Origin of the sequence: Bacillus sp. BF2-3 (genome assembly GCF_008368795.1) — a bacterium.
Lineage (GTDB): Bacteria > Bacillota > Bacilli > Bacillales > Bacillaceae_G > Bacillus_A > Bacillus_A cereus.
Window position 1 is genome coordinate 22,417 of record NZ_QOSA01000022.1, and the last position, 26,104, is coordinate 48,520.

The window sequence follows — 26,104 nt, forward strand, 5'->3', positions numbered from 1 at the left end:
CCCCATAATTTTTTATTAGGCCCCTATTTCTTTTTTATAAGCAATATATGAATATCCCATCGTTAATCCTACTGCACCAATAATAATTCCAACCATTACGAAAGATTTCCACGCCACTGGTGCAAAAACACTTAAAATCATAATGATCCCCAATGCAACAAACACCTTTCCGCTAAAACGGTGCGTTTTTCTCCACACTTCTTCGTTACTTAATGTCCACGGTGTTTTTATACCTACAAAGTAGTTTGGTTTACATTGTGGTAAATAGTTTCCGATGACTATAAATAAAATACCCACTAATAATTCCGGCACGCGATTAATGAATAAATTGTATCCTAATCCACTTGTAATAATATCTATATTCCCTACAAATAGTAGCAGTAGTATCCCGTTATTCATCATCATAAAAGCTTTAGAAAACTTCTCGTAGTTCGCTTTCTTTGGATCAATCTTTGGTAACACGTTTAGAAAAATATATAAAACAATCATAATTCCAACCATAGAAAGCATTCCATACAATTTAGAAGAATATCCATCTACTTTACCGCCGCTCCAATGCGTTGCAATTGTATCCGGTAAATGTGGCCAAGCAAACGCCCAAGCTAAACAAGTTATAACAATTAATAAGATTGCAAAAAGATGCTTTTTCATTTCCCCTCTTCCCCCTTATTCGTAAATGTAAACACCCAAGTCAATAAATCTTGAAAGACCGTTGTGTTTAAAGAGTACATAACGAATTGCCCTTTCTTTTCATCTTGAATAAGTTCAGCATTTTTAAGTGCATTTAAGTGGTGTGAAATACTTGGTTTTGTCATATTGAAATGTTCAGCAATCTCACCAGCGGTTAGATCGCCTTCTTTTAATAAGTCTAAAATTTTTCGCCTTGTTGGATCTGCTAATGCTTTGAATGCTTGATTCAATGTCTTTCTTCCTTTCGATAATTAGACATTTAGATATTTATCTAAATATTAAACCAATTACCTTTATTTGTCAATTTCATCCAGCGCCCTTTTTACTTTTCTCACTTTTAACCTATACTGTTTACTAGCTTATCTTTCAACATAATGAAAAGACTTGAAACACATGATACACTATAGCTACAATTGTTTTTTTGAGGAGGAATATACATATGTATAAAATTTTAATCGTTGAAGACGATCCAAATATTTCATCATTACTGCAATCTCACATTCAGAAGTACGGTTATGAGGCTGTGGTAGCGGAGAATTTCGATGATATTATGGAATCGTTTAACGCAGTGAAACCACATCTTGTTTTACTTGATGTAAACTTACCGAAATTCGATGGTTTCTACTGGTGCCGTCAAATTCGTCATGAATCTACTTGTCCAATTATTTTCATTTCAGCGCGTGCTGGTGAGATGGAACAAATTATGGCAATTGAAAGCGGTGCGGATGATTACATTACAAAACCATTCCACTACGACGTTGTAATGGCAAAAATTAAAGGACAATTACGCCGTATTTACGGTGATTATGCACCAAATATTTCTGAACGTATCGTTGAAGTAGAAGGTTTAAAACTATTCCCTGAACGTCCAGAAATTCATTTTGGATCTGAACAAGTTCTTTTAACGAAGAAAGAGGCAATTTTAGCAGAAATGTTATTATCTAAATTCCCTCGTACAGCGAGCCGTGAAGATTTATTAGCTGCGCTTTGGGATGACGAAAGTTTCGTTGAGGAAAATACATTAAACGTAAACATTACACGTCTTCGTAAAAAGTTTAATGAGCTTGGCATTGAGAACTCTATTGAAACAGTACGTGGACTTGGATATCGCTTTAACGCAACTTGGAGTGAATAAGCATGAAGCTATTTTTACGTGATCATTTTGCATTTTTTCTACTGTACGTATTAAACTTCGGTATCATTTTCGTTCTTTATGATGCAGTAGACGGATTTCAAAATAATAAATTTTACTTCGTCGTTTTAAGCCTATACTTATTTATTTGTTTCCTCGCTTATCGTTACGTTCGCAATCGTAGAATGTACCATAGATTAAGTGAGCAACCAGAAAAAATGGAAGATGCGTTTATTGAAAGAGCAACTGCTCCGATGCCTCACGGTGTCAATGAACTCGTACGTACGCAGTACCGTTTATTCCAAAAAGAACTACAATCGTATGAAGTAAAACAACAAGAACATCAATTATTCATTAACCATTGGGTACATCAAATGAAGACACCTGTTTCTGTTATGCAGCTTATGGTGCTAGAAATGGAAGACGAGCATTTAATTCCAAAGTTTAAAAAAGAATTAGAGCGTCTAAACCAAGGGCTTGATATGGCTTTATACATGGCTAGGTTAAATAACTTCCATGAAGATTTCCATGTCGAGACGATTTCATTAAAAGATACGGTAACAAAAAATATTAACGGATTAAAAGAACTATTCATTCGTAATGGTGTCTTCCCTGTTTTAGAAGTCCATTCTGATTTAAAAGTTGCTTCTGATGCGAAATGGCTAAAATTTATCATCTATCAGTTAATGACAAATGCTGTTCGTTACTCTGGGGAACGCGGAAAGAAAGTATTCTTATCTGCTTACCGAAACGGAAAAGATATTATTTTAGAAGTTCGCGATGAAGGTGTTGGTATTCCGCAAGAAGATATTCGAAGAGTATTTGAACCATTTTACACTGGGAAAAACGGTCGCGCGTTCGGAGAATCTACTGGTATGGGACTTTATATTGTAAGTAAAATTTGTGATTATTTAGGTCACTCTGTCAAACTAGATTCTGAAGTTGGTAAAGGAACGACGATTAAAATCATCTTCCACAACGCTGCAAATAATCAAGCAGAACATACGGAGAAGGTGACCGAAGCATGATCGTAACATATGCAAGCAAAATGTATGAGAACTCACTCTCATACATTTTTTGCAATACAACTACTTCTATATCTTCTAGCCGGAGGTATAATCTATGACATTTTGGCAATTTGCATTTAAAAACGTCACGCGCAACTCAAGAGCTTATTTTGCTTACTTTGTAAGTAGCTCCTTTTCCATTGCTGTGTTCTTTTCGTTTGCTGTTTACTTATTCCATCCGAAATTACAAAACTTTGACATGACCTCTGAAATTTCAGGATTAATGATATTTTCAGAAGTTATCATTGTCTTGTTCTCGTTCTTCTTTCTACTTTATTCAATCGGATCGTTTTTAAAAGTTCGGAAAAAGCAATTTGGTGTGTTAACCGTTTTAGGTATATCAAAAAAGCAATTACATCGGCTCATTTTCACTGAAAATATGTTAATTGGTATTTTATCTATCTTTTTCGGCATGCAGTTTGGACTTGTCTTCTCGCAGTTTTTCTTATTAGTAACAGCGAAAATTACACATCTACCAGGGATATATTTATATATCCCTACGAATGCTTTCATTTTAACAATGATTGTGTTTCTTGGTCTCTTTATCGTTGTATCTTCATTTACACCCATGCTAATTCGTACGAAAAAGACAGTAAACCTTTTAAAAACTAATGGTAGGAAACAAAAGGAAAGAAAACCATCCATATTTATCTCTCTATTTGGTGCTATCTGTTTATTAGGTGGTTATATTTTAGCTGGAAACCCTAAATATTTCTTCTCAATAAACTCGCAAGTAGGCGTTATATATATGGTTTCAAGTATTTTCGTCATTCCAACGCTCGTTACAATCGGAACATATTTTTTCTTTTCTCAAATTAGTTTCTTACTTATTTATATTTTAAAGAAAAGAAGAAAGTTTTATATGAAACGGATTAATATGCTGTGGATTTCGGATTTAGCAAGCCGCATCCGAACGAATATTAATATGCTGTTTATTGTAGCGATGCTATCTACAATTGCTTTCACAATGATTACGTTTCTATATGGAGTCGGAAAGTTTACAAAGCTAGAGGTTACGCGAAGTTCACCTTTTCCATTCTCTTATTTTTCTTATGACGCAAATCCTTTTGTGAATGATCATTTAAATTGGCTTGAACAACAATTACGAAAAGAGAATTTCTCTTATAAAAAAATAAAAGCTGATTTATATGAAACACCACTGAAAGAAGATGAAGGCATAACAGCTTATAATGACATATACGCAATAAAACAAAGTGACTATAATAAACTCGCAGCTTCCCTGCAAATGAAACAACTATTCATGAAAGATAATGAAGCATATGTCTTAACAGGTAGCGCTTATGTAACCTTATTCAGCGAATTTGAGCCAAGCTACAATAGAAAGTCTATTACACTTTCTAGTACAAATACGCAATTACAAGTAAAGGGCTATGAACAAGTAGGGGCCATTCCATCTAACTTTTCATACCAAACTTTAATTTTACCTGACGCTGTTGTAAACAACTTACCAAATACAACAAAACACGTAACAGCGTACAATTATAACGTACAAAATTGGGAAAAGACTTATGAAATTGCTGATGATTTTATGAAAAAAATACAAAGAGATCGACAGAAATTCCAATACGAAGGCCCTCTTATTCGCTCCTATGAATCAGCAGGTTCATTATACAGAATCACATCTGGTAGTGCCGCGTACTTCCTAATCGGGACATTCTTAGGTGTCATTTTCTTTATTGGAGCAGGGAGCGTTCTTTACTTCCGAATGTATACAGATTTAACGAACGAACAAGAAAAGTATGTAGCAATTTCAAAAATTGGGGTAACAGGTGCAGAGATGAAAAGATCTGCAACCATTCAACTTAGCATTTTATTTTTCGTTCCGTACGTTATGGCGTCCATTCATACAATGTTCGCAACAAAAATGCTTCAAGACGTAATTGCCTTATCACTATTCAAGGAAATTTCAGCTGTTCTTATTATTTTTGGCGTAGTTGAAATCGTCTTTTTCTTATTCATTCGTTCCTTTTACATGCAAAAGTTATCAGAGTATACAAATGGTTAAATTTTATGCATGTATTTAGTAGGGGGAAAGGGTATTTCTTATATCCTTTTCCTCTTCATCCTACTAGGAGGCTAGGCAAATGACATTTTGGCAGTTTGCATTTAAAAACGTGACGCGGAACGCCAGAGCTTATTTCGCCTATTTTGTAAGCAGTGCGTTCTCCATCGCAATCTTTTTCTCATTTGCAGTTTATTTATTTCATCCTAAATTGCATATGACAGACGTAAATTATTCTCTGAACATATTAATGACAATTTCAGAAGTTGTCATTGTGTTCTTTTCATTTTTCTTTTTACTGTATTCAATCGGGACGTTTTTAAAAGTACGAAAAAAACAGTTCGGGATTTTAACAGTACTTGGCATATCTCAAAAACAATTAAAGCGACTCATATTTATAGAAAATATGTTAATTGGTGCTCTTTCTATATTTTTTGGCATTCAACTTGGAGTTGTCTTTTCACAGTTCTTTTTATTAGTTACCGCCAAAATTACACACGTACCTGGTTTATATTTATATCCGCCTACAAGTGCTATCGTTTTAACTATCATCATCTTTCTTGGGCTCTTCATTCTCGTATCATCTTTTACACCGATGCTCATTCGTACGAGAAAAGCCGTACGTCTTTTAAAAGAAGGAACACAACAAAAAGAAAGAAAAGCATCCGTGCTCATCTCTCTATTTGGTGCGACGTGTTTAATATGTGGATATGCGTTAGCCGCAAATCCGTTGTATTTTATGTCGCTAGGTGACATCATTGGGCTTTTATATGCCGTCTCTAGTATATTTGTCATCCCATCGCTTATTGCAGCTGGAACATACTTTTTCTTTTCACAAATTAGTTTTTTACTTATTCGTATTTTAAAAACGCGAAGAACGTTTTATATGAAACGAATTAATATGCTTTGGATTTCGGATTTAGCAGCGCGCATTCGGACAAACATTAACATGCTCTTTATTGTAGCGATGCTATCAACACTCGCTTTTACAATGATTACATTCTTATACGGTTTTGGGAAATTTACAAAGTTTGATGCAATTAGACAAAACCCTTTCCCGTTTACGTATTTATCGCATACTGAAAATACATTAGCTGATGAACATTTAAACTGGTTAGAGCAGAAATTTAATGAAGGGCACTTTACTTATACAAAATTTAAAACGGATATATATGAGGTATCTTCAGCTGAAGATAACACGCAGCTCTATTACGCAATTAAACAAAGTGACTATAATGTACTTGCTAAAGCATTAAATTTGGAAAAACTCACGGTAAATAAGAATGAATCTTATATTCTTATGAAAGACTTAGATGATCAAGTTATTGGAACACTTCACAATGAAGAAAAGAAAAATACTCTTACACTTACTCAAAACAATTTACAACTACAAGTGAAAGAATATAAAAGTTATAGCCCATTCCCAAACAGCTTAATATACCAATTACTCATACTATCTGATGAAAATGTAGAAGCCTTATCCACAGTTTCCAAACAAATGAGTGTATATAACTTCAAAGTTACAGATTGGGAAAAAGCACATAATATCGGTTCATCGTTTATAACAAAAATCCATAACGATAATGCAGCAATTCAAGCAGAGCACCCACCTTTCCATGCAAGTGAAGCGAGCGATTCTCTATATAAGAAAAAACTAAATGTTGCCTCATTCTTCTTAATTGGTACTTTCTTAGGTGTTATTTTCTTTATCGGTGCTGGTAGTGTTCTTTACTTCCGAATGTATACAGATTTAACAAATGAGCAAGAAAAATATATAACGATTACGAAAATTGGCTTAACTGAGACTGAAATGAAACGTTCAGCGACAATTCAGCTTGCGATTCTTTTCTTCGTGCCTTACATTATGGCATCAATCCATACGATGTTTGCGACAAAGATGCTACAAGAAATATTACATCTCTCGTTCTTCGCTGAAATTACAGTCGTACTTATGATTTTTGGAACAGTTGAAATTTTATTTTTCCTTTTAATTCGTTCCTTTTATATGCAAAAATTATCACAACACATTAAATTTTAAAAAGTAGAAAGGTGATTACTATGGAAGAAGTATTACACATAAAAAACGTCTCAAAAGTATATGAGGGAAAAGTCCCTCATACTGCTTTAAAAAATATAAATTTACACGTGGATAAAGGTGAATTCGTTGCCATTATGGGACCATCTGGTAGCGGGAAATCTACATTTTTAAACGTTATCTCTACAATCGATTCTCCGACTTCTGGTGATGTCGTGATTAACGGAAAAAAACCGCACACATTTCGTAGAGAGAAGTTAGCTATTTTCCGCCGCCAAGAGTTAGGATTTGTTTTCCAAAACTTTAACCTACTAGATACACTAACAATCGGTGAAAATATCGTACTACCTTTAACATTAGATAATGTTCCATTAAAAGAAATGGATGAAAAGCTTGATAACATTTCAAAAAAGCTTGGAATTGATCATATTTTGGACAAGCGTATTTTTGAAGTTTCCGGGGGACAAGCACAGCGTACCGCAGTAGCACGTGCTGTCATTCATCATCCTTCACTTCTACTTGCCGATGAACCGACAGGAAACTTAGATTCAAAAGCGGCAATTGACGTAATGGAGCTATTTACGAAATTAAATAAAGAAGAAGATGCAACGATTTTAATGGTTACCCATGATCCGTTTGCAGCAAGTTATTGTAACCGTGTTATTTTCATTAAAGATGGAGAGCTTTACAATGAACTACACCGCGGATTGTACCGTGAGAAATTTTATCAAGAAATATTAGATGTTTTAGCATTATTAGGAGGAAGACGTGGATGACATTTTGGCAATTCGCATTTAAAAATGTCTCACGTAATTCGAAAGCATATTTCGCCTACTTTGTAAGTAGTGCGTTTTCTATCATGGTTTTCTTTTCATTTACTGTATACGCGTATCACCCGCGGTTACAAAGTGTACAAAGTTTCCAAGAACGTGATCCTCTAATGAACTTAGCTAGTACAGCACAGCTTGTGATTGTTATGTTCTCGTTCTTCTTTCTCTTATATTCAATTGGAACATTTTTAAATGTACGGAAGCAGCAATTCGGGATACTCACCATTCTCGGTATCTCACAGAGACAATTAAAGAGACTGTTATTTACTGAAAATATGATAATCGGGATATTGTCTATCTTTATCGGCATTCAAGGTGGACTTGTATTTTCTAACTTTTTCTTATTAGTCACTTCGAAATTAACAAACGCGAAAGGTCTCTATTTATATTGGCCAACAGAAGCGATTATCGTTACAACCGTAACGTTTATCATCTTATTTTTAATCGTTTCTACATTTACACCAATGTTTATTCGTACTCGAAAAACAACGAAGCTTATTAAGGGCGTTAACAAAGAGAAGAGCGAAAAAAAACCATCTATACTGATTTCACTATTTGCTTTAACTTGTTTAGGACTATGCTATTATATTGCTGGTTATCCGCAAGGCTACATAACGGAAAAAAATGCACAAAATGGATCTGTATTCTTAATTATGCTATCTATTTTACCGCTTGTAGTAGTTGGGACATATTTATTTTTTTCACAAACATTTCTTCTCTTTATCTATATTTTAAAGAAACGAAGAAAGTTTTATTTAAAACAAATAAATATGTTATGGATTTCAGATTTAGTTTCTCGTACACGCAGTAATATTAATGTACTCTTTATTGTTTCTATGCTATCTGCACTTGCATTTACAATTATTATCGGGTTATTTGCTGCAAACAATAATACGAAAGCACCCATACTAGAACGATATCCAATACCATTCACCTATACATCAGAAGGTGTTAATGCATTTGAACAAAAGCATATTACTACGATTGAAACTGAACTTACAAATGCTAATTTTCAATATGACAAATATAAGTTTACCGTTTTAAAAGATACAGCTTCAAAAGAATCAATTGCCATTATGAAAATGAGTGATTATAACGCAATAGCACAGCAATTAAACAGACCAAAAATCACTCTCGATTCTTCACAAGTTTATAATATTTCTCGCTATTCACCAGTGTTATTAAATCTCGTGTCTAACCCATTTGCGAAGCAGAACACGATTACACTTGGCTCTAATAAAAAGGAATTTCAAATTAAAGGTTTTATTAATAGAGGAATTGAGCCTCCCTTTGCATTACCTCACTTAATTGTGATGCAAGATGAAGTAATTGAAAATATGATTCCTCATATTGAAACAATTACAGTCTATAACTACTTCGTGGAAAATTGGGAAAATGCAATTGTCCCAACAAAAAATATATTAAAAAGCTTAAATCATGATGCAGAAACCTTGTATGAAGCACATAAAAATGAAGAAGATTTCATTAAACCATTTTATATTTATACAGCTACGGATGAACTCGTTCATAGTAAAGGAAATGCAGTCGCTCAATTCTTTATTTGGGCATTTCTCGGCTTTATTTTCTTTATCGGAGCAGCTAGTGTTTTATATTTCCGTATGTATAATGACTTAACAACTGAAAGACAAAAGTATATTACGATTACAAAGCTTGGCTTAACTGAATCAGAAATGTTTCGCTCTGCAACGATTCAATTAGGAATTTTATTTTTCGTTCCTTATGTCGTTGCTGGTGTTCACACATTATTTGCAGTTAAGTTTTTACAAAGCATGTTTTCTTTCTCCTTATTAAAAGAGACATGTATCGTACTCACCTTTTTCGGGATTATCGAGATCATTTTCTTCTTCTTAATCCGTTCTCTTTACATTAATAAATTATCACAGCATATAAAAATATGAATAAAATAGCCTTGTGCAATATGCACAAGGCTATTTTCAATAGTTTTTAATAATTAGCAGCAATATCCGCCGTAGCCGCCAGCATAACCGCCATAACCACCATAGCCACAACCGCCGCCTCCGCCGAAGCAGCTAGCACCGATGATAATTAATAAAATAAACAATACAATTAGAAGCGCAAAACCGCCTCCGCAACCATGTCTGCGGTTACAATCATCATGTCTGTGTTCACACTTTTCGCTCATTACCCTATTCCTCCTTTAGTATCATTCATAACAAGTTCACCTTGCTCTAAATGAGGGGATTCCATTTATATTATGTTTTCAGGGCGAATAGGAAGCTTGGCTTACCTAAAAACGGGCTTGTTTTAGGAATTGGGCTTTATTAAAAAGCGAATGAGCCTTATCCAGATGTAAGCATAAAACATTTGACATACTCTTAATTCCTTACTAATATTTAATTGAACGACCAATCAATTTTTTGATTATACATTTAAATCATATAAATTAGGAGTTGAATAGCGTGACTGATTCTTTTATTGCAGAGGCTAGGCGTGAACAAATTATTCTTGCATGTATTGATACATTAGAAGAGGTTGGATATAACAACTTAAGCTTAACGAAGGTGGCAAAAAAGGCTAAGATTAGTACCGGACTTATTTCTTATCATTTTAATGATAAGCTTTACCTTATGAATCGCACATTACAATTTTTAGTTGCCAAGCAACATGAATTTATTAGTACTCGAGTGCTATTAGCTCAATCTGAAATAAATAAACTAGAGGCTTTTATTGAAGCGCATTTGGCTTATCAAGAAACTCATTACAAAAATAATATTGCCTTAATTGAGATTGTCTTTAATGCAAGAAATGAAGAGAACGTTCCTTATTACAGAATCGAAGACAACGAAGAGGAGGATGCCCTTAGAACGATGTTATTAGATATTTTGAAGACTGGTCAACAAAATGGCGTGTTTTCCGATTCTTTCCAAACCGACACATTAGCCTCATTTATTTTAGGAGCAATCGAAGAAAGAATGCTGAAGGCAAATTCATCTATATCCATAGAAAATTACTCAGATGAGCTCATAAAAATGGTGAAGAAACTCACTGTTTAAAACATGCCTTGATTAAAAAAATATATATGAAAGGATGAACTACACATGAAAAAGGCATCTGTCATTGGATTAGGTTTTTTAGAAAAATTACTTGCTATAGTAAGTCCAATCCTTTTAGGCGTTATTGGATATTTTTCACCTAAATTAATAGAGATTATAAAAAAGATTCCTCTCTTTTCTGATTCAAAAATTATAGAACTTTTAAATTTTATTAATCCCTTCTGGCTTCCTATTATCCTCATGCTAATTGGTGTTATTGCAGGAATTTTATTTTCTTTAATTATTTATAGTGAAGCTTTAAAAATGAACATTACTTCGGAAAGCATTCACGTGAATAAGGACGATCAAAAGAAACAAATCACCAGATTAAATGTAAAAGCCGTTTTTGTAGATAATCGTCAAGTGGTTATCATTGATCAAGAAGACCGAGAATGGTTACGTGAAACATCTGACATTACCCCAAGCAAAATTAAAGATACTTTCTTAATGCACGGCTTCCCCTGGGTGGAACAAGATCCTTATAAACATGAGTATAGCTTATGGAAATTAGAGGATGAGCGATTTAATAAAAGCATAAATACTATTTTGTATGAAAGACGCAATGCCCTTCGAGAAGGAAACTCTAAAAAAAAGAAGCATTTACGCAAAGATTTGAATGAGCTAGGAGTCTTTGTCAAAGACGATGGAGAAGATCAGTATGTCCGTTCCATTAAGTAATAGAAAGCACAAAAAACGAATAAAACCTACAGACATGTCCGTTCCATTAAGTAATAGAAAGCACAAAAAACGAATAAAACCTACAGAGAAATTACATTTCCTCTGTAGGTTTTATTCGTTTAAATCCGATCTCCTCTCCTAAAGAAACATATTCAACAAAAGAGCAAAACCAAATGCAATAAATGATAACAATGTCTCGAGTACCGTCCACGTTTTAAACGTTTCCTTCACCGTCAAACCTAAATACTCTTTTACAAGCCAGAACCCTGCATCATTTACGTGAGAAAACATTAATGAACCTGCACCGGTTGCAATAACGAGAAGCTCTAAATTCACACCAGACATGTGCTGAATAACTGGTGAAACAATCCCTGCTGCTGTCGTTAATGCTACTGTCGCTGAACCTGTTGCAATTCGAATTAAACCAGCTACCATGAAAGCTAATACGATTGGTGATAACGAAATATGTTCTGCCATTTGTGCAATAGCTGTTCCAACGCCGCTTTCAATTAATATTTGTTTAAATCCACCGCCTGCACCAATTATTAAAATAATAGAACCGACAGGCAATAAACTTTCATCTGTTAATTTTTTAATCATCTTTTTATTAATACCTTGTTTGATACCAAGTAAATAAAATGCTGCGAAACATGAAATAAGTAAGGCGATTACTGGACTTCCTATAAACACGAAAAATTCAGTCAATTTTTTCGGTAATGAAATATATGGTGCAACTACTGATAAAATCATCAATACAACTGGTAGTAAAATAATAAAGAATGAAACTTTACGACTTGGCAAATCAGTTGAGACAGTCGTAACCCGAATAAGCTCTGGTTCATTTTCAGGTATCACCCTTTTATGTACCCACTTTGCAAATATCGGTCCTGCGATAATGGCTGTTGGTAACGCGATAATTAATGAATATAAAAGTACCTTTCCTAAGTTCGCGTTATAAATACCGATTGCTGTCATCGCCCCTGGATGCGGAGGCACGAGCCCGTGAACAATAGATAATCCTGCAATGACAGGTAACGCAATTAATAATATATTTTGCTTCGTCGTTTTTCGAATGGAAATAACAAGTGGTAATAAAATGACGATCCCCACTTCAAAAAACACTGGAATCCCTATAACAAATCCTGCAAATAACATAGCCCAAGGTAGTTTCTTTACACCGAAAAATCGAATAAAGAAATCTGCCACTTGCATGCCGGCCCCTGAATCGGACATCATTTTCCCTAAAATTGTTCCGAGAGCTAAAATACCAACTAAATGCCCTAGTACACTACCAACACCAGTTTCATAGGCAGTCACTATTTTCGTTAAGTTCAGTCCAGACATGATAGCTAAAAACAAACTCGCAACTGTTAAACTAATAAATGCATGCCATTTCCACCATGATACCCCTAAAATAACAATCGCAATTGCAAGTAACGTGACGATTAATAAGTATATATCCATCTCCCATTCTCCTTACTTTATAAAAAAAGAGGGAAAATCCCCTCTTTTTTATACGTCATAATTCACTACATAATGCTGCATTTCTGTATTGTAGTAGCCTTCGCTATATTCAATTACTTCGCCAACTTCATCGTAAGAATAACGCATGCGTTTTAATAGCGCTGTCCCCTCTTTTTCACCTAGCGCTTCTGCAACGAAACTAGGCGCGAGTCCAACAGCGAATTCATCTCTGAAGTTTTCTAAATGAATACCTCGGTCTTCAACTAAATCATAAAGCGATTGCAAGTCAAAATCCGATAAATCTGAACTTGCCATTCCTGCTGAGAAATAGTGCGTATAATGAATGTACGGTGCATCATTTAACGTATATAAACGTTCAATACGAAAACTCTCCTTACCGAATAATCGAAATGGCACTGTTCCTTCTTCATTCTGCACAATTTCTGCTTTTAGCAATTTCTTCTGTACTTTATATCCTTCTTCCACTAACACTTCAGTAAATTTCTTACCCTTTGACAGTTTTGTCGCAGAAGTATTGCGGATGACTTTCGTTCCTTTACCGCTTTTCTTTTCCAAATATCCTTCTTGAGCGAGTTCTTTAATCGCATTTCGCACTGTAATTTTACTCACTTTGAACTCTTCTTCTAACTGCGGTTCGGAAGGGATATTCGTATGAATCGCATATACACCATGCAATATTCGATCACGAATAATATTTTTTATTTGCAAATATAATGGTCCTTTTTTTCTCGTTACGTTCACCGTTACACCCACTACCTTTCTACATCACCTACTGATGCCGTCATTGCCCGAAGTATATCCTTCTCTGATGACATTGGCGTATCACCGACGATTGTATGTGCTAGCATTCCAGCTGCTGACGCAAATGAAACAGCTTTCTCTGGTGCGAACTCCTTTATCTCGCCATGAATAATTCCGCTCGTATAAGCATCTCCAGCACCTATTCTATCATATACAGAAAACGTAAGTGTTTTTGCAAAAGTGAACGTTCCATCTTTACATATAAACCCGCGAAGCGAATGTGTATTATCACTGTTAATAGAGCGATGAGTACCAGCGATTGTAGCGATATGATACGTTTCAGCTACCTTTGGAATAAGATCAACAAGTTGCGCCTCTCGCTCCGTTTCTTCGGTTTTTATTCCTAAAACAAACATTGCATCTTTTTCGTTCATCATAACGATATCAGCAAGTCCCAGCATTTCTTCATAATGCGGTTTTGCCTGTTCATATCCGTCTTCTCCCCAAAGTGCTGGACGATAATTACAATCAAAAACGACGGTTCCTCCGTTTTCTTTAACTGCTCTCGCTAAAGACTTCATATGATGGCGCACCGTATCATTCATCGCAAGTGTAATACCGCAAAAATGAACGATATCAATTTCCTTAGCAATTTCTTCAAATTGGTATATCTCTTCAGACGCCGTATTGAAGCTACTTTCTAGTCGATTCGAATACGTAACGCGGCTTGCACGTGCACCGAATCCATTTTCTAAAAAATACATACCTACATATTTACCACCTCTTGAAACAAGAGAAGTTTGAATTCCTAACTTTTGAATGTAAGATACAGCTGCATCTCCAACCGAATTTTCCGGTAAAGTTGAAATAAGAAGCCCTTCATGCCCTAAGTGAGAAAGTGCCGCTACAACGTTCACACCTGTACCTGAAAATGAGTAATTTAACGTGTTAGCTTGCGACAACAATTCATATCCAGGTACTTGCAGGCGCATCATTACTTCGCCGAACGCTGCAATTTTCTTACGCATATTGATCAACTAGCTTCTTCACGACTGCTAATAATTCACGCACATCTTCTACTTTCGTGTTACCAGTTTCTTTATCAATAATAGAAGAGTACACGTGCGGGATAACTTGCTCTACATTTGCCTCAAGCGCAATACGTACAATTGTTTCGAAGTTTTCTTTATCAATTCCGCCTGTTGGCTCTAATGCGAATCCTTCTTCCGCACAAGCTTTCGCAACTGCGCGATATTCTTCTTCATGGGCTAGCCCTTTCATCGGGAAGTACTTCAATGAATTTCCGCCCATATCACGTACAAGTGCAATCGCTGTTTTAATTGGAACGATTGCTTTTTCTTCTCCAGCCGCACTAATTGGGCCAGTAGAAATATTTACGTAACCTACTTTTCCTGTTGGCGATACTAAACTATTAATCCAGCTATCTTTTTCGCCAAAATTTGCACGTGTCGCTCCAACTGAAGGAAACACTTGGTTAATATGGCTACCAGGATAATGCTTCGCAATTTCAGCCACAACTGCCGCTTGGCGATTATCTCCTGCGCCTAGTCCAATTGATACAGCGTCATCAATTTCTTTTCCATATGCTTTCATAGCTGTAACAGCTTCTTCTACTGTTGGATAGTCTTTTGATAACACTCCCACTACTACATAACCTTCTGCTGCTTCAAAAATATCTTTCGCATTTTCTATATTGTTTGCCAATACATTTAATGCTACGCGACCTTTATAAAAACGTTTTTGAATGTTTGTCATTTTAGTTTCCCCCTACAATTTCTCTCATTTTTTCTTCAATTACATGTATGTCATCACCTTGAAGTGGACGTGGATCGATATCAAAGAACCCTTGTCTTACTCCGTAATCACGTGTGTAAATTGCAATTTCCCCGTCGCGTAATGCAGCCACAACGTCTTTTGCCGATTTATTTAACTCTTTTTCGTTAATATGAATACGTGCTCTAAAGATTGCTCTTCCAGCTTCATCTTGAACGATCGTTACATTTACACCATTTAATTCTTTTAGCGGCATAAGTACTTGTAGCAATTCTTTTTCTTGCTCGCTCTTATCTTCTTTTACTCCGTACTCATCAAGTGCTTGAAGTAAACCAAAAGTTGTTTCTTTCCCAACTTTCATGCTTCTTCCGATACAATGTAATTGCACTTTCAGCCATTCAATATACTTTCTTTTACCGCCCACAATACCAGAAGTAGGTCCTTCAATTGCCTTTGAACCGCTATAAATAGCAAGATCTGAATACTTCACATATTTTTGAATGTCTTCTTCAGCTGCTGCATCCACGATAAGCGGTACGTTATTTCGCTGCGCAACTTCCCATGCTTCTTCAACAGAAATCATATTTTTTTGCACTGCATGATGTGATTTCACATACAGAATCGCTGCTGTATTTTCACCAATTGCATCTTCAATATGCTCTGCTTTCCCTTCATTTGCATAGCCAACTTCTACAAGTTTACCGCCGCCTAAGTAAATCATCGTTTCAACAGGAGCACCGTATTGAACGTTATGACCTTTTAACATAATCACTTCGTTTTTCGCGATTACTTCTTGATGAAGTCTTTCACTTTTACGGCGATTTCCTTCTGTAACGATACCAGCGATAGAAAGCGCAATTCCGCTCGATGCTGAATTCACAACGACCGCTGCCTCTGAATCTAGAATTCTCGCAATATGGTCTCCTGCTTTATCTACTAAATCAGCAATTTCCACATAATTTTGTCCACCATGTTTCATCGCATCCATTACTGTATCTGTAGGAGCAGATACACCTAAAATACTCATTCTACCGCTCGCATTAATTACTCTTTTTAATCCGTACTTAGCATTCAATGAATGACCCATTAATTACAACCCCTTTCGTATCAATCCTTCTTTCAGCAATGCGCTGATCCCCTTCTGAATCAATTAACGTAACCTTCTCATCTTTAACCGTAAATAAAGTTAAGTTTGCAATATCTCCTTCTTGAATACGGCCAAGCTCTGGTTTCTTAAGCCACTCTGCCGCATTTTTCGTAACCGCATCAATCACTTCTTCTAGCGGATAACCTAAGTAAAGGAATTTCGAAAGAACGTGAGCCATACTATACACTGGACCGTGTATACGGTTCTTTCGGTAAATATCTGTACTAATTGTATGAAAGGCAATACCGTGACGCTTCGCTGCTTCTGCTACTTTAAAAGAAAAACTAGCATTACCGTGACCAACATCTAAATGTACGCCGCGATTCACTGCATCTAGTAACACAGGTAGCGGTTTGCCTTCTTCATCAAATAAATTATTTTCTTTCCCGTTTAAGTAATGTGTAATAACATCATCTTTTTCTAAAAGAGGTACAACTTCCTCAATGCGAGGAGGCGCTGAACCGATATGTACCATAATCGGTAATGATGTTTCACGGGATAAAGAGCGCGCTACATGCAGCGGTTCAATTCCACTATCACAAACGACGCTTTTACTCATTCTCGCCTTTAACCCAACGATTACATCTTTATACTTTTCTACTGCTTCTATCACTTTCTCTTTATCTATCCATTCCATATTGGATAATTCATCAATTCGTTTCAAACCGATGCGAGAAATATTTAAAAAGGCAAATAAATTTGTCTTTGCCTGTTCTCTACTTTTTACTAAATCTGCAATGCGATCAGCTCCGCAGCTACCCGCATCAACAATTGTCGTTACCCCTTGCTTAACGCCAATTTCATCCACTTCATCGCCATACGGATCAAACTCTGGAAAAGCATGAACGTGTAAATCAATCCAGCCACTCGATACGTAAGTACCAGAGCAATCAAGAACCTTTCCACCCTCACCAGCACCAGCTTTCGTCACCTGTGCGATTTTATTATTTTCAATTACAATGTCAATCTCTTCCCCGTTCACACGTTTCACATTACGTAGTACGAATCGTTCTGTCATTGTACTTCCACCCTTTTCTATAAGAAGCCATAAGAATACGCTTACATTAAAGTTTCATTTTTATATCTCTTTCACACATTTAGCGTAACACAAAAAAAGGGAGAAGTAAATATAACGTTATAATGTTTAAGTGCCGATAATGGAGGCCATTAGCATTTCGTAAATTTTATATGTTAAGACATTTCTCCGTCATAAATAAAAAACCAAAAAGCACTTAAATTGATAGGCTTTTTGGTGATAGATAAATTTATAAAATGAAACTTTAATCAGTGTGGATTAGCCTTCACCAACTTTTGAGGTGGAAGCCTTACTGCCCGCCAATAGCAGGCTAGAACTAAACAATTGAATTATTAATTAACCAATCAGTAAATAATTTATTTCCTTCACACTCATCTAGATCTTTTGTACGAACATGGAGAATTTCATATCCATATTTATCATAGAATGGATACTTAGAAAATTGATGAATTGATAAATCATTATAGTAAGAAATATCAAAATACACTACCCATAAATTTTCATTACATACTTTATAAGCTACAGCCTCATATGTAAAAACCTCTTCTATATCCCTGTAATAAAATAAATGCATATGAATCGAATCTTCAAAGTTATATTTTTTCATAGATATAAGCTCCTTAGACATTATCTAAAATATTTATGTGCACCGACATTAGGAGGACTATGATAATGTAAAATAGGACCTTTTCCATCAATATAATGATAATCTATGGCAAAAACTCGGTTACCAGTAGCTTTAGAACGTACTTGTATTATCATTCCACCCTTAGCTGCTTCTAAAATATATTGCTTCGGAGAATTGAGTGCCTTTTGTACATATGGACGCGCAACCGCCCAGGCTTTATCCGCAGCAGTTCTACCTACTTTTGAAACTAATACTCTTAATGCACCAAGAACAATAGCCGGCAATATTTCCTGCTTAACAACCAATTCGCCAGTAAAAGGATTTTTTTCAACAACAGATTCAACCCTTAGTTTACTTACTTCCTCCTCTAGTTGTAAAAAAACAGGGTCATTTACTAAAAAATCATACTCTTTTTCAAAATTTTCAAAATCGAAGTCAGAAGTGTCAACCTTTGATAAATCAATGCCTAGATTAATTTCAGGGATATACTCGGTTACAATACCATCATCTTCCGTTTCAATACTTGCATCAGCAATTGATGGTAAAGTAAAGCTCAGCAATAATGCAGCAGAAATCATCCCCTTGATAAATTTCTTTTTCATCTACCATTCTCCCTCCTAAATATATAACAGCAGAAAACAATAAAAATACACTTTTATTATCTCGCAATTTAAATAGTAAAACATTCAGAAAAATTAAACTAGTCTATTAATAACCATCAATATTTGTTACTATTAATTTGCATAAAACAATTATTTAATGACATTTAAAATAAATCTCATAACTAATTCATTCGGTGCAAATCTAGAGCAATTTATATAATTAATAATTCCTTTTCGTTCCTATTTCAAGCAAACGCCTTTATCAACTGCTTAAAAAGAATGTTCTTAAATCTCATCGATATAAGAAGGTGACCATTTTTATAATCCGATATTGTGTATAAAACAACGATAAAGCATAGACAAGTACCTAATAAAAAAATCGCACTTTAATAAACTTTTTTAGCACTCCTACTTTTACTTGCTAGTTTAAAAACAACTATATTTCGTATCCATTGATTTATTTCGCTAGCTTGATAGGCATATGACCGGGGCCAATCATGAAAAAAAGCTATCTACTTCAGATAGCTTTTTCTCTATTCCTGAACCGTCACAATAACCCCATCCATATTGTTCCCGGAAATTTCATACTGCTTGTTTGCTGGAACGTTCACTTTCATATTCTCAGAAACTTTATAATAAGAAACAGTATATTTCTTACCTTCGACTTCAGTTGAAATCTCTTTTTCCTCTTTTAAAAACTCTAAATATTCCTCTAGTGTGAAATTCTTTTTTTGCATAATTGCGCTATGAGGTAAGCCTACATAACGTATATGCCATGGCTCATATTGAATGCCTGTAATGTTACTTTTATTTTTCGGATAACGTAATACAAAGCCATGCTTCCATACGTTCTCTTCAATCCATTTTCCTTCAGGCGCTTTCTCCATTTTCTTTTGAGTAGACCCAATGTCCAGTGATAATCCTAAGTTATGTTCACTGTATCCTGCTGGAAGTGCATAATCAGATCCCATTTTTTCATATAGCTGTTTTTGCTCTTGGAAATCTCTATAGCCACTACTAATCAAAAAATGGTTAACACTTTCTTTTCCAGCCGCATCGACAACGTTCAAAAACTTTTTCACAACATCCTTTGATAAACGAAGATTTCTATCAAATATTACATAGCCTCTCACTAATTCACTATTATGATTTACATTTATAATATCAGACCTAATACTATCTTTTTTTACTGGGTAATCCCTGTTAACTAATAATAAATCGCCCTTATAAATTTGTTCCTTCGTAATCTCTTTCCCATCGGTGTTTGCCGCCTTTACTAGCTCATCTTTCCCGACAATTTTAACGTCGATTTCCTTTTGAAATAACGGTGATATATAAACGCCTACACATACTGTGCATACTATAAAAAAAGAAATAAATACCCACTTTTTCATTTCTAGTTCCTCCTTAACGTAACTTACGTATAGAATAGAAAAAACTATTAAAATAAAAAGTGGGGTAAAGTTTAAATTTTTATTAAATTGTTACATTCTCGTCTTTTGGCAATCGTACTTCAAATATCGTTCTAACTACATTGCTCTCAGCAGAAATCGTACCGTTATGTTGCTCGACAATATTTTTCGCAATAAATAGTCCAAGGCCTGTCCCGCCACGGTTCTCAGTTCTTGCTTTATCACCTGTATAGAACATATCAAAAAGATACGGTAAATCTTCTTCCGGGATGCTATCTCCGTAATTCATAATTTGTACGACAACTTCTCCATTATCAACATACCCATTCATATCAACAAATTGTCCATCATAGCCGTAACGAACGGCATTTGTTAACAAGTTTTCAAATACTCTAGCTAACAATTTTCCATCACCGTGCATCGGTAAATGAGGAGCCACATTCAATCTAGCTTCTAAATGATGTTTTTCTAATAACGGATACAATTCCTCCTCTAACTGTATAAGCAACTCACTTATATCAATCGGCTTTTTATCCAGCTTTAGCATGCCATAATTCATACGTGTAATTTCAAATAGCTCATCAATTAAACTTTCCAATCTTTGCGATTTTGTATATGCAATTGTGGAGAAATGTTTAATTTGTTCTTTTGTTAAATTTTCATCTTTAAGAATTAAATCTAAATATCCTAACACGGATGTTAATGGTGTTCTTAAATCATGAGCTAAATTCACAACAAGCTGATCTTTACTACTTTCAGCAAAGTCTCCTCTTTCAACAGCTTCTTTTAACTTTTCACTTGCAACATTTATTTCACGCGCGATATTTCCAAACTCATCATTTGATGAAACTTGAACTTTATTCGTAAAGTTACCGTTCGCAAGATGATGAATCCCATTAGAAATTTCATCAAAGTATTTTAAATACGGTTTTGTCAAAAAGAAGAAAAAGATAATAGATAACGGAATAAAGAAAATTAAAAAGAAATTAATGTCTCCAAATTCCCTTACCATTGACCTAAATTGTGCTAAAGGCTCTTCGTAGCGAACCATCGTTTTATAATACAGCTGCAATCCTTTATAAATTATATAAGTTACAGTTGCTGCAAGTACCATACTTAACGCAAATAAGGCAATCATTTTAAATCGAAAACTTTTCATCATATTAGCCATTAAAAGTATAACCTACTCCCCACACTGTTTTTATTAATTTATCCTTTCTTTTATCTTCTCCAAGTTTCTTCCGCAACGTACGAATATGTACCATTACTGTATTTCCACCTTCATAATAATCGTCTGCCCATACGTGCTGAAAAATATTTTCTACATTGTACACTTTCTTCGGATGACTCGCTAATAAATATAAAATATCAAACTCTTTCGGCGTTAATTCAATTTGCTCACCATATACATCAACCGTCCTACGCTCGGGATTAATTACGACTCCGCCTAATTCTAAAGCAGATTTACTCTCCGCTACTTTCGGTTGATTTAGCGTAAAAAACCTACGCAGTTGTGCATTTACACGTGCAACTAATTCAATTGGTGTGAAAGGCTTCGTCATATAATCATCCGCGCCTAGTACAAGACCTGTCACCTTATCAAAGTCCGAAGTTTTCGCGCTTAAAAAAATAATCGGCATATGATGTTTCGTGCGAATTTGACGCGTCACCTCATACCCATCCATTTTCGGCATCATAATATCTAAAATTACCAAGTCGATTGGCTGCGTTTCAATAATATGAATTGCCTCTTCTCCATCAGCTGCTTTCACGACGTGGTACCCTTCTTTTTCTAAATGTATCTCAATTAAATCAGCAATTTCTGCCTCATCATCCGCTATTAAAATTGAAATGCGCTTCATTTTACTCCCCCTTTTTCATTCCATTTTTATACGCTCGATTGTAAACTAGTCTATCCAATTTGTACAATACAAAAAGGCTACTCGTTAGAGTAACCTTGGTAAATAAAATTATATCAGCGATTTTCCAATTATATCGACCGTAACTCAAATTATATCAGCAATTATTGAAATATATCGACTTACCGACAATGAACGACAAAATCCTCTCGCTATTTGCGGGCATCCTAATGAAACTTCCATTTACCGCTCAAACACAATCCGCTGCTTCGTAATTTCTTCCAATCTTCCGCGATCTACTTCATACTCAGCATCAACGCTTTGCGGCACCATCACTTTCCCGCCCTCAAGCATCACTTCCGGCCAAATAATATCCTGCTCCCAATGTCTACTAGAAGCAGATATATCTCCTGGAATCGTAAAGTTAGGCAATGACGCAAGAGCAACATTTTGCGCTCGTGAAATCCCCATCTCTACCATACCACCGCACCAAACGGGTACGTTATGTTCCATACAATAATTATGGATTTGGATTGATTCTGTTAATCCGCCCACTCGCCCTGGTTTAATGTTCACAATTTGGCAGCTGCCAAGCGTAATCGCAACGCGTGCATCTTCTAAACTATGAATACTTTCATCTAAACAAATCGGCGTTTCAATTTTCTTTTGCAATTCCGCGTGATCAAGAAAATCGTAATCCGCTAACGGTTGTTCAATCATCATTAATTGGAATTCATCTAGTCGTTTCAGCCTCTCCGTATCCCCTAATGTATATGCTGAGTTTGCATCAGCCATTAACGGGATACCTGGGAACTCTTTACGAATCTCTTTCAATAATTCGTAATCATGCTCTGGCTTTATTTTCACTTTAAAACGCTCGTATCCTTCTTCCGCGTACTTCTCGATTTGTTTTAACATAACTGGAATCGTATTAAGGCCAATTACAACGCCGACTTCAATTTCATGACTAGTTCCGCCAAGTACTGTCGCTAGCGATTTCTTTTGACGCTTCGCATATAAATCCCAAACAGCCCCCTCTATTCCGGCTTTTGCCATTCGGTTTCTTTTTATATGTTGAAATAGACCCGGTACCTCATTCGGATGAGAAATTTCAGCCTTTAATAAATCAGGTATTAAAAAGTCTTGCAGTACATGCAGCGCTGTCTTCACCGTTTCTTCCGTATACCACGGTTCAGAGAATGCAACGACTTCCCCAAATCCGATGTACCCGTCCGTATCCTCTAATTCAATAACGATACTCTCACGCTTTTCGTAAGTCCCGTAGCTTGCAGCAAACGGGATTACGAGTGGCATTTCCGTTATATACAGTGTCGCTTTTTTTATTTCCACCTACATCTCCTCCACTAATTGTCTTAACTCTCGTCTTAACAATTTTTTCGAAGCGTTACGTGGTAATTCCTTTAAGAAACATGCTTTCTTCGGCACTTTATATTTCGCTAACTTCTCCTCGCAAAAATGAAGAATTTCTTCTTCTGTTACCGCCCCGCTTTTCACAACAAAAGCAGCTGGTACTTGTCCCCATTTGTCGTCAGACATACCGACAACGCCAGCTTCCGCTACTGCCGGATGGGAGAGTAACACTTCTTCAATTTGAGCTGGGTATATATTCTCTCCGCCAGAAATAATTAAATCACTGCGGCGATCTAATACGTATAAAAACCCTTCTTCGTCTAAATAACCGAGGTCGCCAGTATGAAGCCATCCGTTTTGAATAGTCTCTCGCGTCGCATCTTCACGGTTAAAGTAACCGCCTGTTACGTTCGGTCCTTTTACTACAATCTCACCTTCCGCAAATGGTGGCACTACTACGCCATCTTTTTCAATACGAAGTTGGCACTGAAATAGTGGTTTTCCAGCTGATCCTACTTTCGTTAACATGTAATCTGCGGATAACGTACAAATTTGCGAAGATGTTTCTGTCATACCGTACGTTTGATATACAGGAATTCCTTTTTCTACACATGCTTCTAATAGTGGTTTTGGCGCTGGTCCTCCGCCAAGTAACATGCATCGTAAAGAAGATGGATATGTCTCTGCCCCAAGTCGCTCTAATAAATCAGTTAACATTTTAGAAACGACAGAAATAATTGTTACTCCTCTCGTTTGAAGTGCTTTATGAATAAAATCAGCATCATATTTCGGAACAAGTAAAATACGCATGCCATACATAATGTTTTTCATTAAAAGAGATAGCCCGCCAACATGGAACATCGGCATGCAGGCTAACCAACAATCATCATCACGAAGTCCTAAATTAAGCGACGAACCGACTGCGCTTGCCCAATGATTGCCGTACGTTAAAATAACGCCTTTCGGTTTGCCTGTCGTCCCAGACGTATAAATAATTGTCATCGCTTCTTCTAAAGAAAACTCTTCTTGTATAGAGGCTTCCTCTTTTGGTCCATTCATCACTTCGGCTAATGAATAAACAGGAACATCTTTAGCATCAAAATCTTGATCCGTTACTAAACAAACAACTTCAGCATCATCCATTTGCCAAAGTAGCTCTTCTCTTGAAAGACGCGTATTTAAAAGCACAGCTACTGCACCTACATAAGATAGGGCGTGAATAACTGTAATCATCTCCATACCATTTTTCATCAGAACAGCCACCTTTTGCCCTCGCTCCACTCCAACATGCGTGAGGTGTTCACAAACAGATACTACTTTTTCATGCAGCTCCATAAAAGTAACTTTCTCTTCCTCTATTTCAATTGCAGTGCGATCTGGTGTTAAAAATGCACGTTGCATTAACCAATTTGGCATCGTCTCCATCATTCATTCTCCTTTCATGAAAGAAAGAGACTTGATATGATATCAAGTCTCTTAGTTGTTTTGTTTCCGGTTTGGTCTTATCCAGCTACAGCAGCTAGAATGCTCGGTGGCTTCACTTCTTCCTACGAGGCAAAAAGCGCCTCTACGTCAGGAGTTCCAACGCCCTCTTGTTCTAAGCAAGCCGCTTCCGCTTTTGGTTTGATCAAGGGAAACGAGGGAATTGACCGAAGTCCGGACTGCGTTTTTCTTTGAATGCGTCACGACCTTCTTTTGCTTCGTCAGTTGTGTAGTACAATAACGTTGCATCTCCAGCTAGTTGTTGAATACCAGCTAGACCGTCTGTGTCTGCGTTGAATGCAGCTTTTAGGAAACGAAGTGCCATTGGGCTGTTTGCTAAAATTTCTTGTGCCCATTGTACTGTTTCTGCTTCAAGCTCTTCTAATGGTACTACAGTGTTTACTAAGCCCATATCAAGTGCTTCTTGAGCGTTGTATTGACGGCATAGGTACCAAATTTCGCGAGCTTTCTTGTGGCCTACCATACGAGCTAAGTAACCAGCTCCGTATCCACCGTCAAAGCTTCCTACTTTAGGACCTGTTTGTCCGAATACAGCGTTGTCTGCAGCGATTGTTAAGTCACATACGATATGAAGTACGTGTCCACCACCGATTGCATAACCTGCTACCATTGCGATAACTGGTTTAGGAATTGCGCGAATTAGACGTTGTAAGTCTAATACGTTTAAACGAGGGATTTGGTCGTCACCTACATATCCACCATGACCGCGAACTTTTTGGTCGCCGCCAGAACAGAATGCACGTCCACCTTCACCTGTTAAAATGATAACGCCAATATTTGCATCATCACGAGCTTGTGCAAAAGCGTCGATTAACTCCATTACCGTTTTAGGACGGAATGCATTATGTACTTCAGGGCGGTTAATCGAAATCTTTGCGATACCATTGTATGTTGAATAAATAATATCTTCGTAATTGCCTTCTTTTACCCATTCAATAGCCATTACAACTACCTCCTTGTATATTTCTGATCTCCTCTATAAGTGTAACTTCATTCT

At 36.1% G+C, this 26,104-nt stretch carries 25 protein-coding genes; 8 read left to right on the plus strand and 17 right to left on the minus strand.

The genetic code is table 11. The features are described 5' to 3' along the window. Positions 1–15: 15 nt before the first annotated feature. Positions 16–651 carry an SdpI family protein gene (locus DN401_RS17085; RefSeq protein ID WP_000716355.1) on the minus strand — a complete coding sequence of 212 codons (636 nt, stop codon included), beginning with the start codon at positions 649–651 and terminating at the stop codon, positions 16–18. Further along, positions 648–920: an autorepressor SdpR family transcription factor gene (locus DN401_RS17090; protein WP_001070523.1), complete on the minus strand. Its 273-nt coding sequence runs from the start codon at positions 918–920 to the stop codon at positions 648–650. Before DN401_RS17090 ends, DN401_RS17085 begins: the two co-directional genes overlap by 4 nt. Positions 921–1,129: 209 nt before the next feature. On the opposite strand from DN401_RS17090, the gene DN401_RS17095 reads away from it, so the two are divergent. From DN401_RS17095 to DN401_RS17120, 6 genes are all read left to right on the plus strand, one after another. After that, entirely contained in the window at positions 1,130–1,825 is a 696-nt protein-coding gene (locus DN401_RS17095) for a response regulator transcription factor (protein ID WP_000276738.1), read from the plus strand. 2 nt (positions 1,826–1,827) lie between these two features. Then, positions 1,828–2,850 carry a sensor histidine kinase gene (locus tag DN401_RS17100; RefSeq protein WP_000765341.1) on the plus strand — a complete coding sequence of 341 codons (1,023 nt, stop codon included), beginning with the start codon at positions 1,828–1,830 and terminating at the stop codon, positions 2,848–2,850. Between the two features lie 94 nt (positions 2,851–2,944). Next, positions 2,945–4,915 carry an FtsX-like permease family protein gene (locus DN401_RS17105; protein WP_000145047.1) on the plus strand — a complete coding sequence of 657 codons (1,971 nt, stop codon included), beginning with the start codon at positions 2,945–2,947 and terminating at the stop codon, positions 4,913–4,915. A 79-nt stretch (positions 4,916–4,994) separates the two neighbouring features. After that, positions 4,995–6,950 (plus strand): ABC transporter permease, encoded by a 1,956-nt coding sequence (locus tag DN401_RS17110; protein WP_000145009.1) that lies wholly within the window; start codon positions 4,995–4,997, stop codon positions 6,948–6,950. Between the two features lie 20 nt (positions 6,951–6,970). Beyond that, positions 6,971–7,723, plus strand: a complete 753-nt coding sequence (locus DN401_RS17115) for an ABC transporter ATP-binding protein (RefSeq protein WP_000393250.1) — start codon at positions 6,971–6,973, stop codon at positions 7,721–7,723. Next, complete coding sequence (locus DN401_RS17120; RefSeq protein WP_000144951.1) at positions 7,720–9,696, plus strand: FtsX-like permease family protein; 1,977 nt, start codon at positions 7,720–7,722, stop codon at positions 9,694–9,696. Before DN401_RS17115 ends, DN401_RS17120 begins: the two co-directional genes overlap by 4 nt. Before the next feature lie 53 nt (positions 9,697–9,749). Here the strand turns inward: DN401_RS17120 and DN401_RS17125 are convergent, their stop codons facing one another. Then, on the minus strand, positions 9,750–9,941 hold the full coding sequence (locus DN401_RS17125; protein ID WP_001290392.1) for a YjcZ family sporulation protein: 192 nt from the start codon (positions 9,939–9,941) through the stop codon (positions 9,750–9,752). Positions 9,942–10,218: 277 nt separating this feature from the next. Between DN401_RS17125 and DN401_RS17130 the strand changes: the two genes are divergently transcribed. Together DN401_RS17130 and DN401_RS17135 are read left to right on the plus strand one after the other, a co-directional pair. After that, the gene (locus tag DN401_RS17130) at positions 10,219–10,812 is read left to right on the plus strand and encodes a TetR/AcrR family transcriptional regulator (RefSeq protein ID WP_098212817.1); all 594 of its coding nucleotides are present in this window, start codon (positions 10,219–10,221) and stop codon (positions 10,810–10,812) included. Between the two features lie 45 nt (positions 10,813–10,857). Beyond that, positions 10,858–11,529 (plus strand): YqeB family protein, encoded by a 672-nt coding sequence (locus DN401_RS17135; RefSeq protein ID WP_121868472.1) that lies wholly within the window; start codon positions 10,858–10,860, stop codon positions 11,527–11,529. Between the two features lie 138 nt (positions 11,530–11,667). Here the strand turns inward: DN401_RS17135 and gntP are convergent, their stop codons facing one another. The 14 genes from gntP to menB form a co-directional block, all read right to left on the minus strand. Then, on the minus strand, positions 11,668–12,993 hold the full coding sequence (gene gntP / locus DN401_RS17140; RefSeq protein WP_000356166.1) for a gluconate permease GntP: 1,326 nt from the start codon (positions 12,991–12,993) through the stop codon (positions 11,668–11,670). Between the two features lie 48 nt (positions 12,994–13,041). Next, positions 13,042–13,767, minus strand: coding sequence for a GntR family transcriptional regulator (locus tag DN401_RS17145; protein ID WP_000539278.1), 726 nt, complete (start codon positions 13,765–13,767; stop codon positions 13,042–13,044). Then, positions 13,767–14,783 carry a sugar kinase gene (locus DN401_RS17150; RefSeq protein WP_121868471.1) on the minus strand — a complete coding sequence of 339 codons (1,017 nt, stop codon included), beginning with the start codon at positions 14,781–14,783 and terminating at the stop codon, positions 13,767–13,769. Before DN401_RS17150 ends, DN401_RS17145 begins: the two co-directional genes overlap by 1 nt. Then, positions 14,776–15,531, minus strand: a complete 756-nt coding sequence (gene dagF, locus DN401_RS17155) for a 2-dehydro-3-deoxy-phosphogluconate aldolase (protein ID WP_121868470.1) — start codon at positions 15,529–15,531, stop codon at positions 14,776–14,778. The genes DN401_RS17150 and dagF overlap by 8 nt, the downstream gene beginning before the upstream one ends. 1 nt (position 15,532) lies before the next feature. Beyond that, positions 15,533–16,636, minus strand: a complete 1,104-nt coding sequence (locus DN401_RS17160) for a DgaE family pyridoxal phosphate-dependent ammonia lyase (RefSeq protein WP_023523247.1) — start codon at positions 16,634–16,636, stop codon at positions 15,533–15,535. Next, positions 16,614–17,714 carry an amidohydrolase/deacetylase family metallohydrolase gene (locus tag DN401_RS17165; protein ID WP_000139930.1) on the minus strand — a complete coding sequence of 367 codons (1,101 nt, stop codon included), beginning with the start codon at positions 17,712–17,714 and terminating at the stop codon, positions 16,614–16,616. Before DN401_RS17165 ends, DN401_RS17160 begins: the two co-directional genes overlap by 23 nt. Positions 17,715–18,048: 334 nt before the next feature. Further along, positions 18,049–18,339 carry a DUF3986 family protein gene (locus DN401_RS17170; protein WP_121868469.1) on the minus strand — a complete coding sequence of 97 codons (291 nt, stop codon included), beginning with the start codon at positions 18,337–18,339 and terminating at the stop codon, positions 18,049–18,051. A 20-nt stretch (positions 18,340–18,359) separates the two neighbouring features. Then, positions 18,360–18,962 carry a hypothetical protein gene (locus DN401_RS17175; RefSeq protein ID WP_000726217.1) on the minus strand — a complete coding sequence of 201 codons (603 nt, stop codon included), beginning with the start codon at positions 18,960–18,962 and terminating at the stop codon, positions 18,360–18,362. A gap of 533 nt (positions 18,963–19,495) precedes the next feature. Then, positions 19,496–20,356 (minus strand): D-Ala-D-Ala carboxypeptidase VanY, encoded by an 861-nt coding sequence (locus DN401_RS17180; RefSeq protein WP_000759406.1) that lies wholly within the window; start codon positions 20,354–20,356, stop codon positions 19,496–19,498. A gap of 82 nt (positions 20,357–20,438) precedes the next feature. Further along, a complete protein-coding gene (locus DN401_RS17185; RefSeq protein WP_000002598.1) occupies positions 20,439–21,545 on the minus strand; it encodes a sensor histidine kinase in 1,107 nt (368 codons plus the stop codon). Next, a complete protein-coding gene (locus tag DN401_RS17190) occupies positions 21,538–22,236 on the minus strand; it encodes a response regulator transcription factor (RefSeq protein ID WP_000822489.1) in 699 nt (232 codons plus the stop codon). The genes DN401_RS17185 and DN401_RS17190 overlap by 8 nt, the downstream gene beginning before the upstream one ends. Positions 22,237–22,476: 240 nt before the next feature. Beyond that, the gene (gene menC / locus DN401_RS17200; RefSeq protein WP_000403308.1) at positions 22,477–23,583 is read right to left on the minus strand and encodes an o-succinylbenzoate synthase; all 1,107 of its coding nucleotides are present in this window, start codon (positions 23,581–23,583) and stop codon (positions 22,477–22,479) included. Then, a complete protein-coding gene (locus tag DN401_RS17205; protein ID WP_121868468.1) occupies positions 23,584–25,029 on the minus strand; it encodes an o-succinylbenzoate--CoA ligase in 1,446 nt (481 codons plus the stop codon). A gap of 202 nt (positions 25,030–25,231) precedes the next feature. Continuing rightward, entirely contained in the window at positions 25,232–26,050 is an 819-nt protein-coding gene (menB, locus tag DN401_RS17210; RefSeq protein ID WP_149287885.1) for a 1,4-dihydroxy-2-naphthoyl-CoA synthase, read from the minus strand. Positions 26,051–26,104 lie beyond the last annotated feature (54 nt).

Coding starts and splice junctions, on each gene's coding strand:
- DN401_RS17085 (WP_000716355.1), bottom strand. CDS start 651: ATGAAAAAGCATCTTTTTGCAATCTTATTAATTGTTATAACTTGTTTA.
- DN401_RS17095 (WP_000276738.1), top strand. CDS start 1,130: ATGTATAAAATTTTAATCGTTGAAGACGATCCAAATATTTCATCATTA.
- DN401_RS17100 (WP_000765341.1), top strand. CDS start 1,828: ATGAAGCTATTTTTACGTGATCATTTTGCATTTTTTCTACTGTACGTA.
- DN401_RS17105 (WP_000145047.1), top strand. CDS start 2,945: ATGACATTTTGGCAATTTGCATTTAAAAACGTCACGCGCAACTCAAGA.
- DN401_RS17110 (WP_000145009.1), top strand. CDS start 4,995: ATGACATTTTGGCAGTTTGCATTTAAAAACGTGACGCGGAACGCCAGA.
- DN401_RS17115 (WP_000393250.1), top strand. CDS start 6,971: ATGGAAGAAGTATTACACATAAAAAACGTCTCAAAAGTATATGAGGGA.
- DN401_RS17120 (WP_000144951.1), top strand. CDS start 7,720: ATGACATTTTGGCAATTCGCATTTAAAAATGTCTCACGTAATTCGAAA.
- DN401_RS17125 (WP_001290392.1), bottom strand. CDS start 9,941: ATGAGCGAAAAGTGTGAACACAGACATGATGATTGTAACCGCAGACAT.
- DN401_RS17135 (WP_121868472.1), top strand. CDS start 10,858: ATGAAAAAGGCATCTGTCATTGGATTAGGTTTTTTAGAAAAATTACTT.
- gntP (WP_000356166.1), bottom strand. CDS start 12,993: ATGGATATATACTTATTAATCGTCACGTTACTTGCAATTGCGATTGTT.
- DN401_RS17150 (WP_121868471.1), bottom strand. CDS start 14,783: ATGCGTAAGAAAATTGCAGCGTTCGGCGAAGTAATGATGCGCCTGCAA.
- dagF (WP_121868470.1), bottom strand. CDS start 15,531: ATGACAAACATTCAAAAACGTTTTTATAAAGGTCGCGTAGCATTAAAT.
- DN401_RS17160 (WP_023523247.1), bottom strand. CDS start 16,636: ATGGGTCATTCATTGAATGCTAAGTACGGATTAAAAAGAGTAATTAAT.
- DN401_RS17165 (WP_000139930.1), bottom strand. CDS start 17,714: ATGACAGAACGATTCGTACTACGTAATGTGAAACGTGTGAACGGGGAA.
- DN401_RS17170 (WP_121868469.1), bottom strand. CDS start 18,339: ATGAAAAAATATAACTTTGAAGATTCGATTCATATGCATTTATTTTAT.
- DN401_RS17175 (WP_000726217.1), bottom strand. CDS start 18,962: ATGAAAAAGAAATTTATCAAGGGGATGATTTCTGCTGCATTATTGCTG.
- DN401_RS17180 (WP_000759406.1), bottom strand. CDS start 20,356: ATGAAAAAGTGGGTATTTATTTCTTTTTTTATAGTATGCACAGTATGT.
- DN401_RS17185 (WP_000002598.1), bottom strand. CDS start 21,545: ATGGCTAATATGATGAAAAGTTTTCGATTTAAAATGATTGCCTTATTT.
- DN401_RS17190 (WP_000822489.1), bottom strand. CDS start 22,236: ATGAAGCGCATTTCAATTTTAATAGCGGATGATGAGGCAGAAATTGCT.
- DN401_RS17205 (WP_121868468.1), bottom strand. CDS start 25,029: ATGGAGACGATGCCAAATTGGTTAATGCAACGTGCATTTTTAACACCA.
- menB (WP_149287885.1), bottom strand. CDS start 26,050: ATGGCTATTGAATGGGTAAAAGAAGGCAATTACGAAGATATTATTTAT.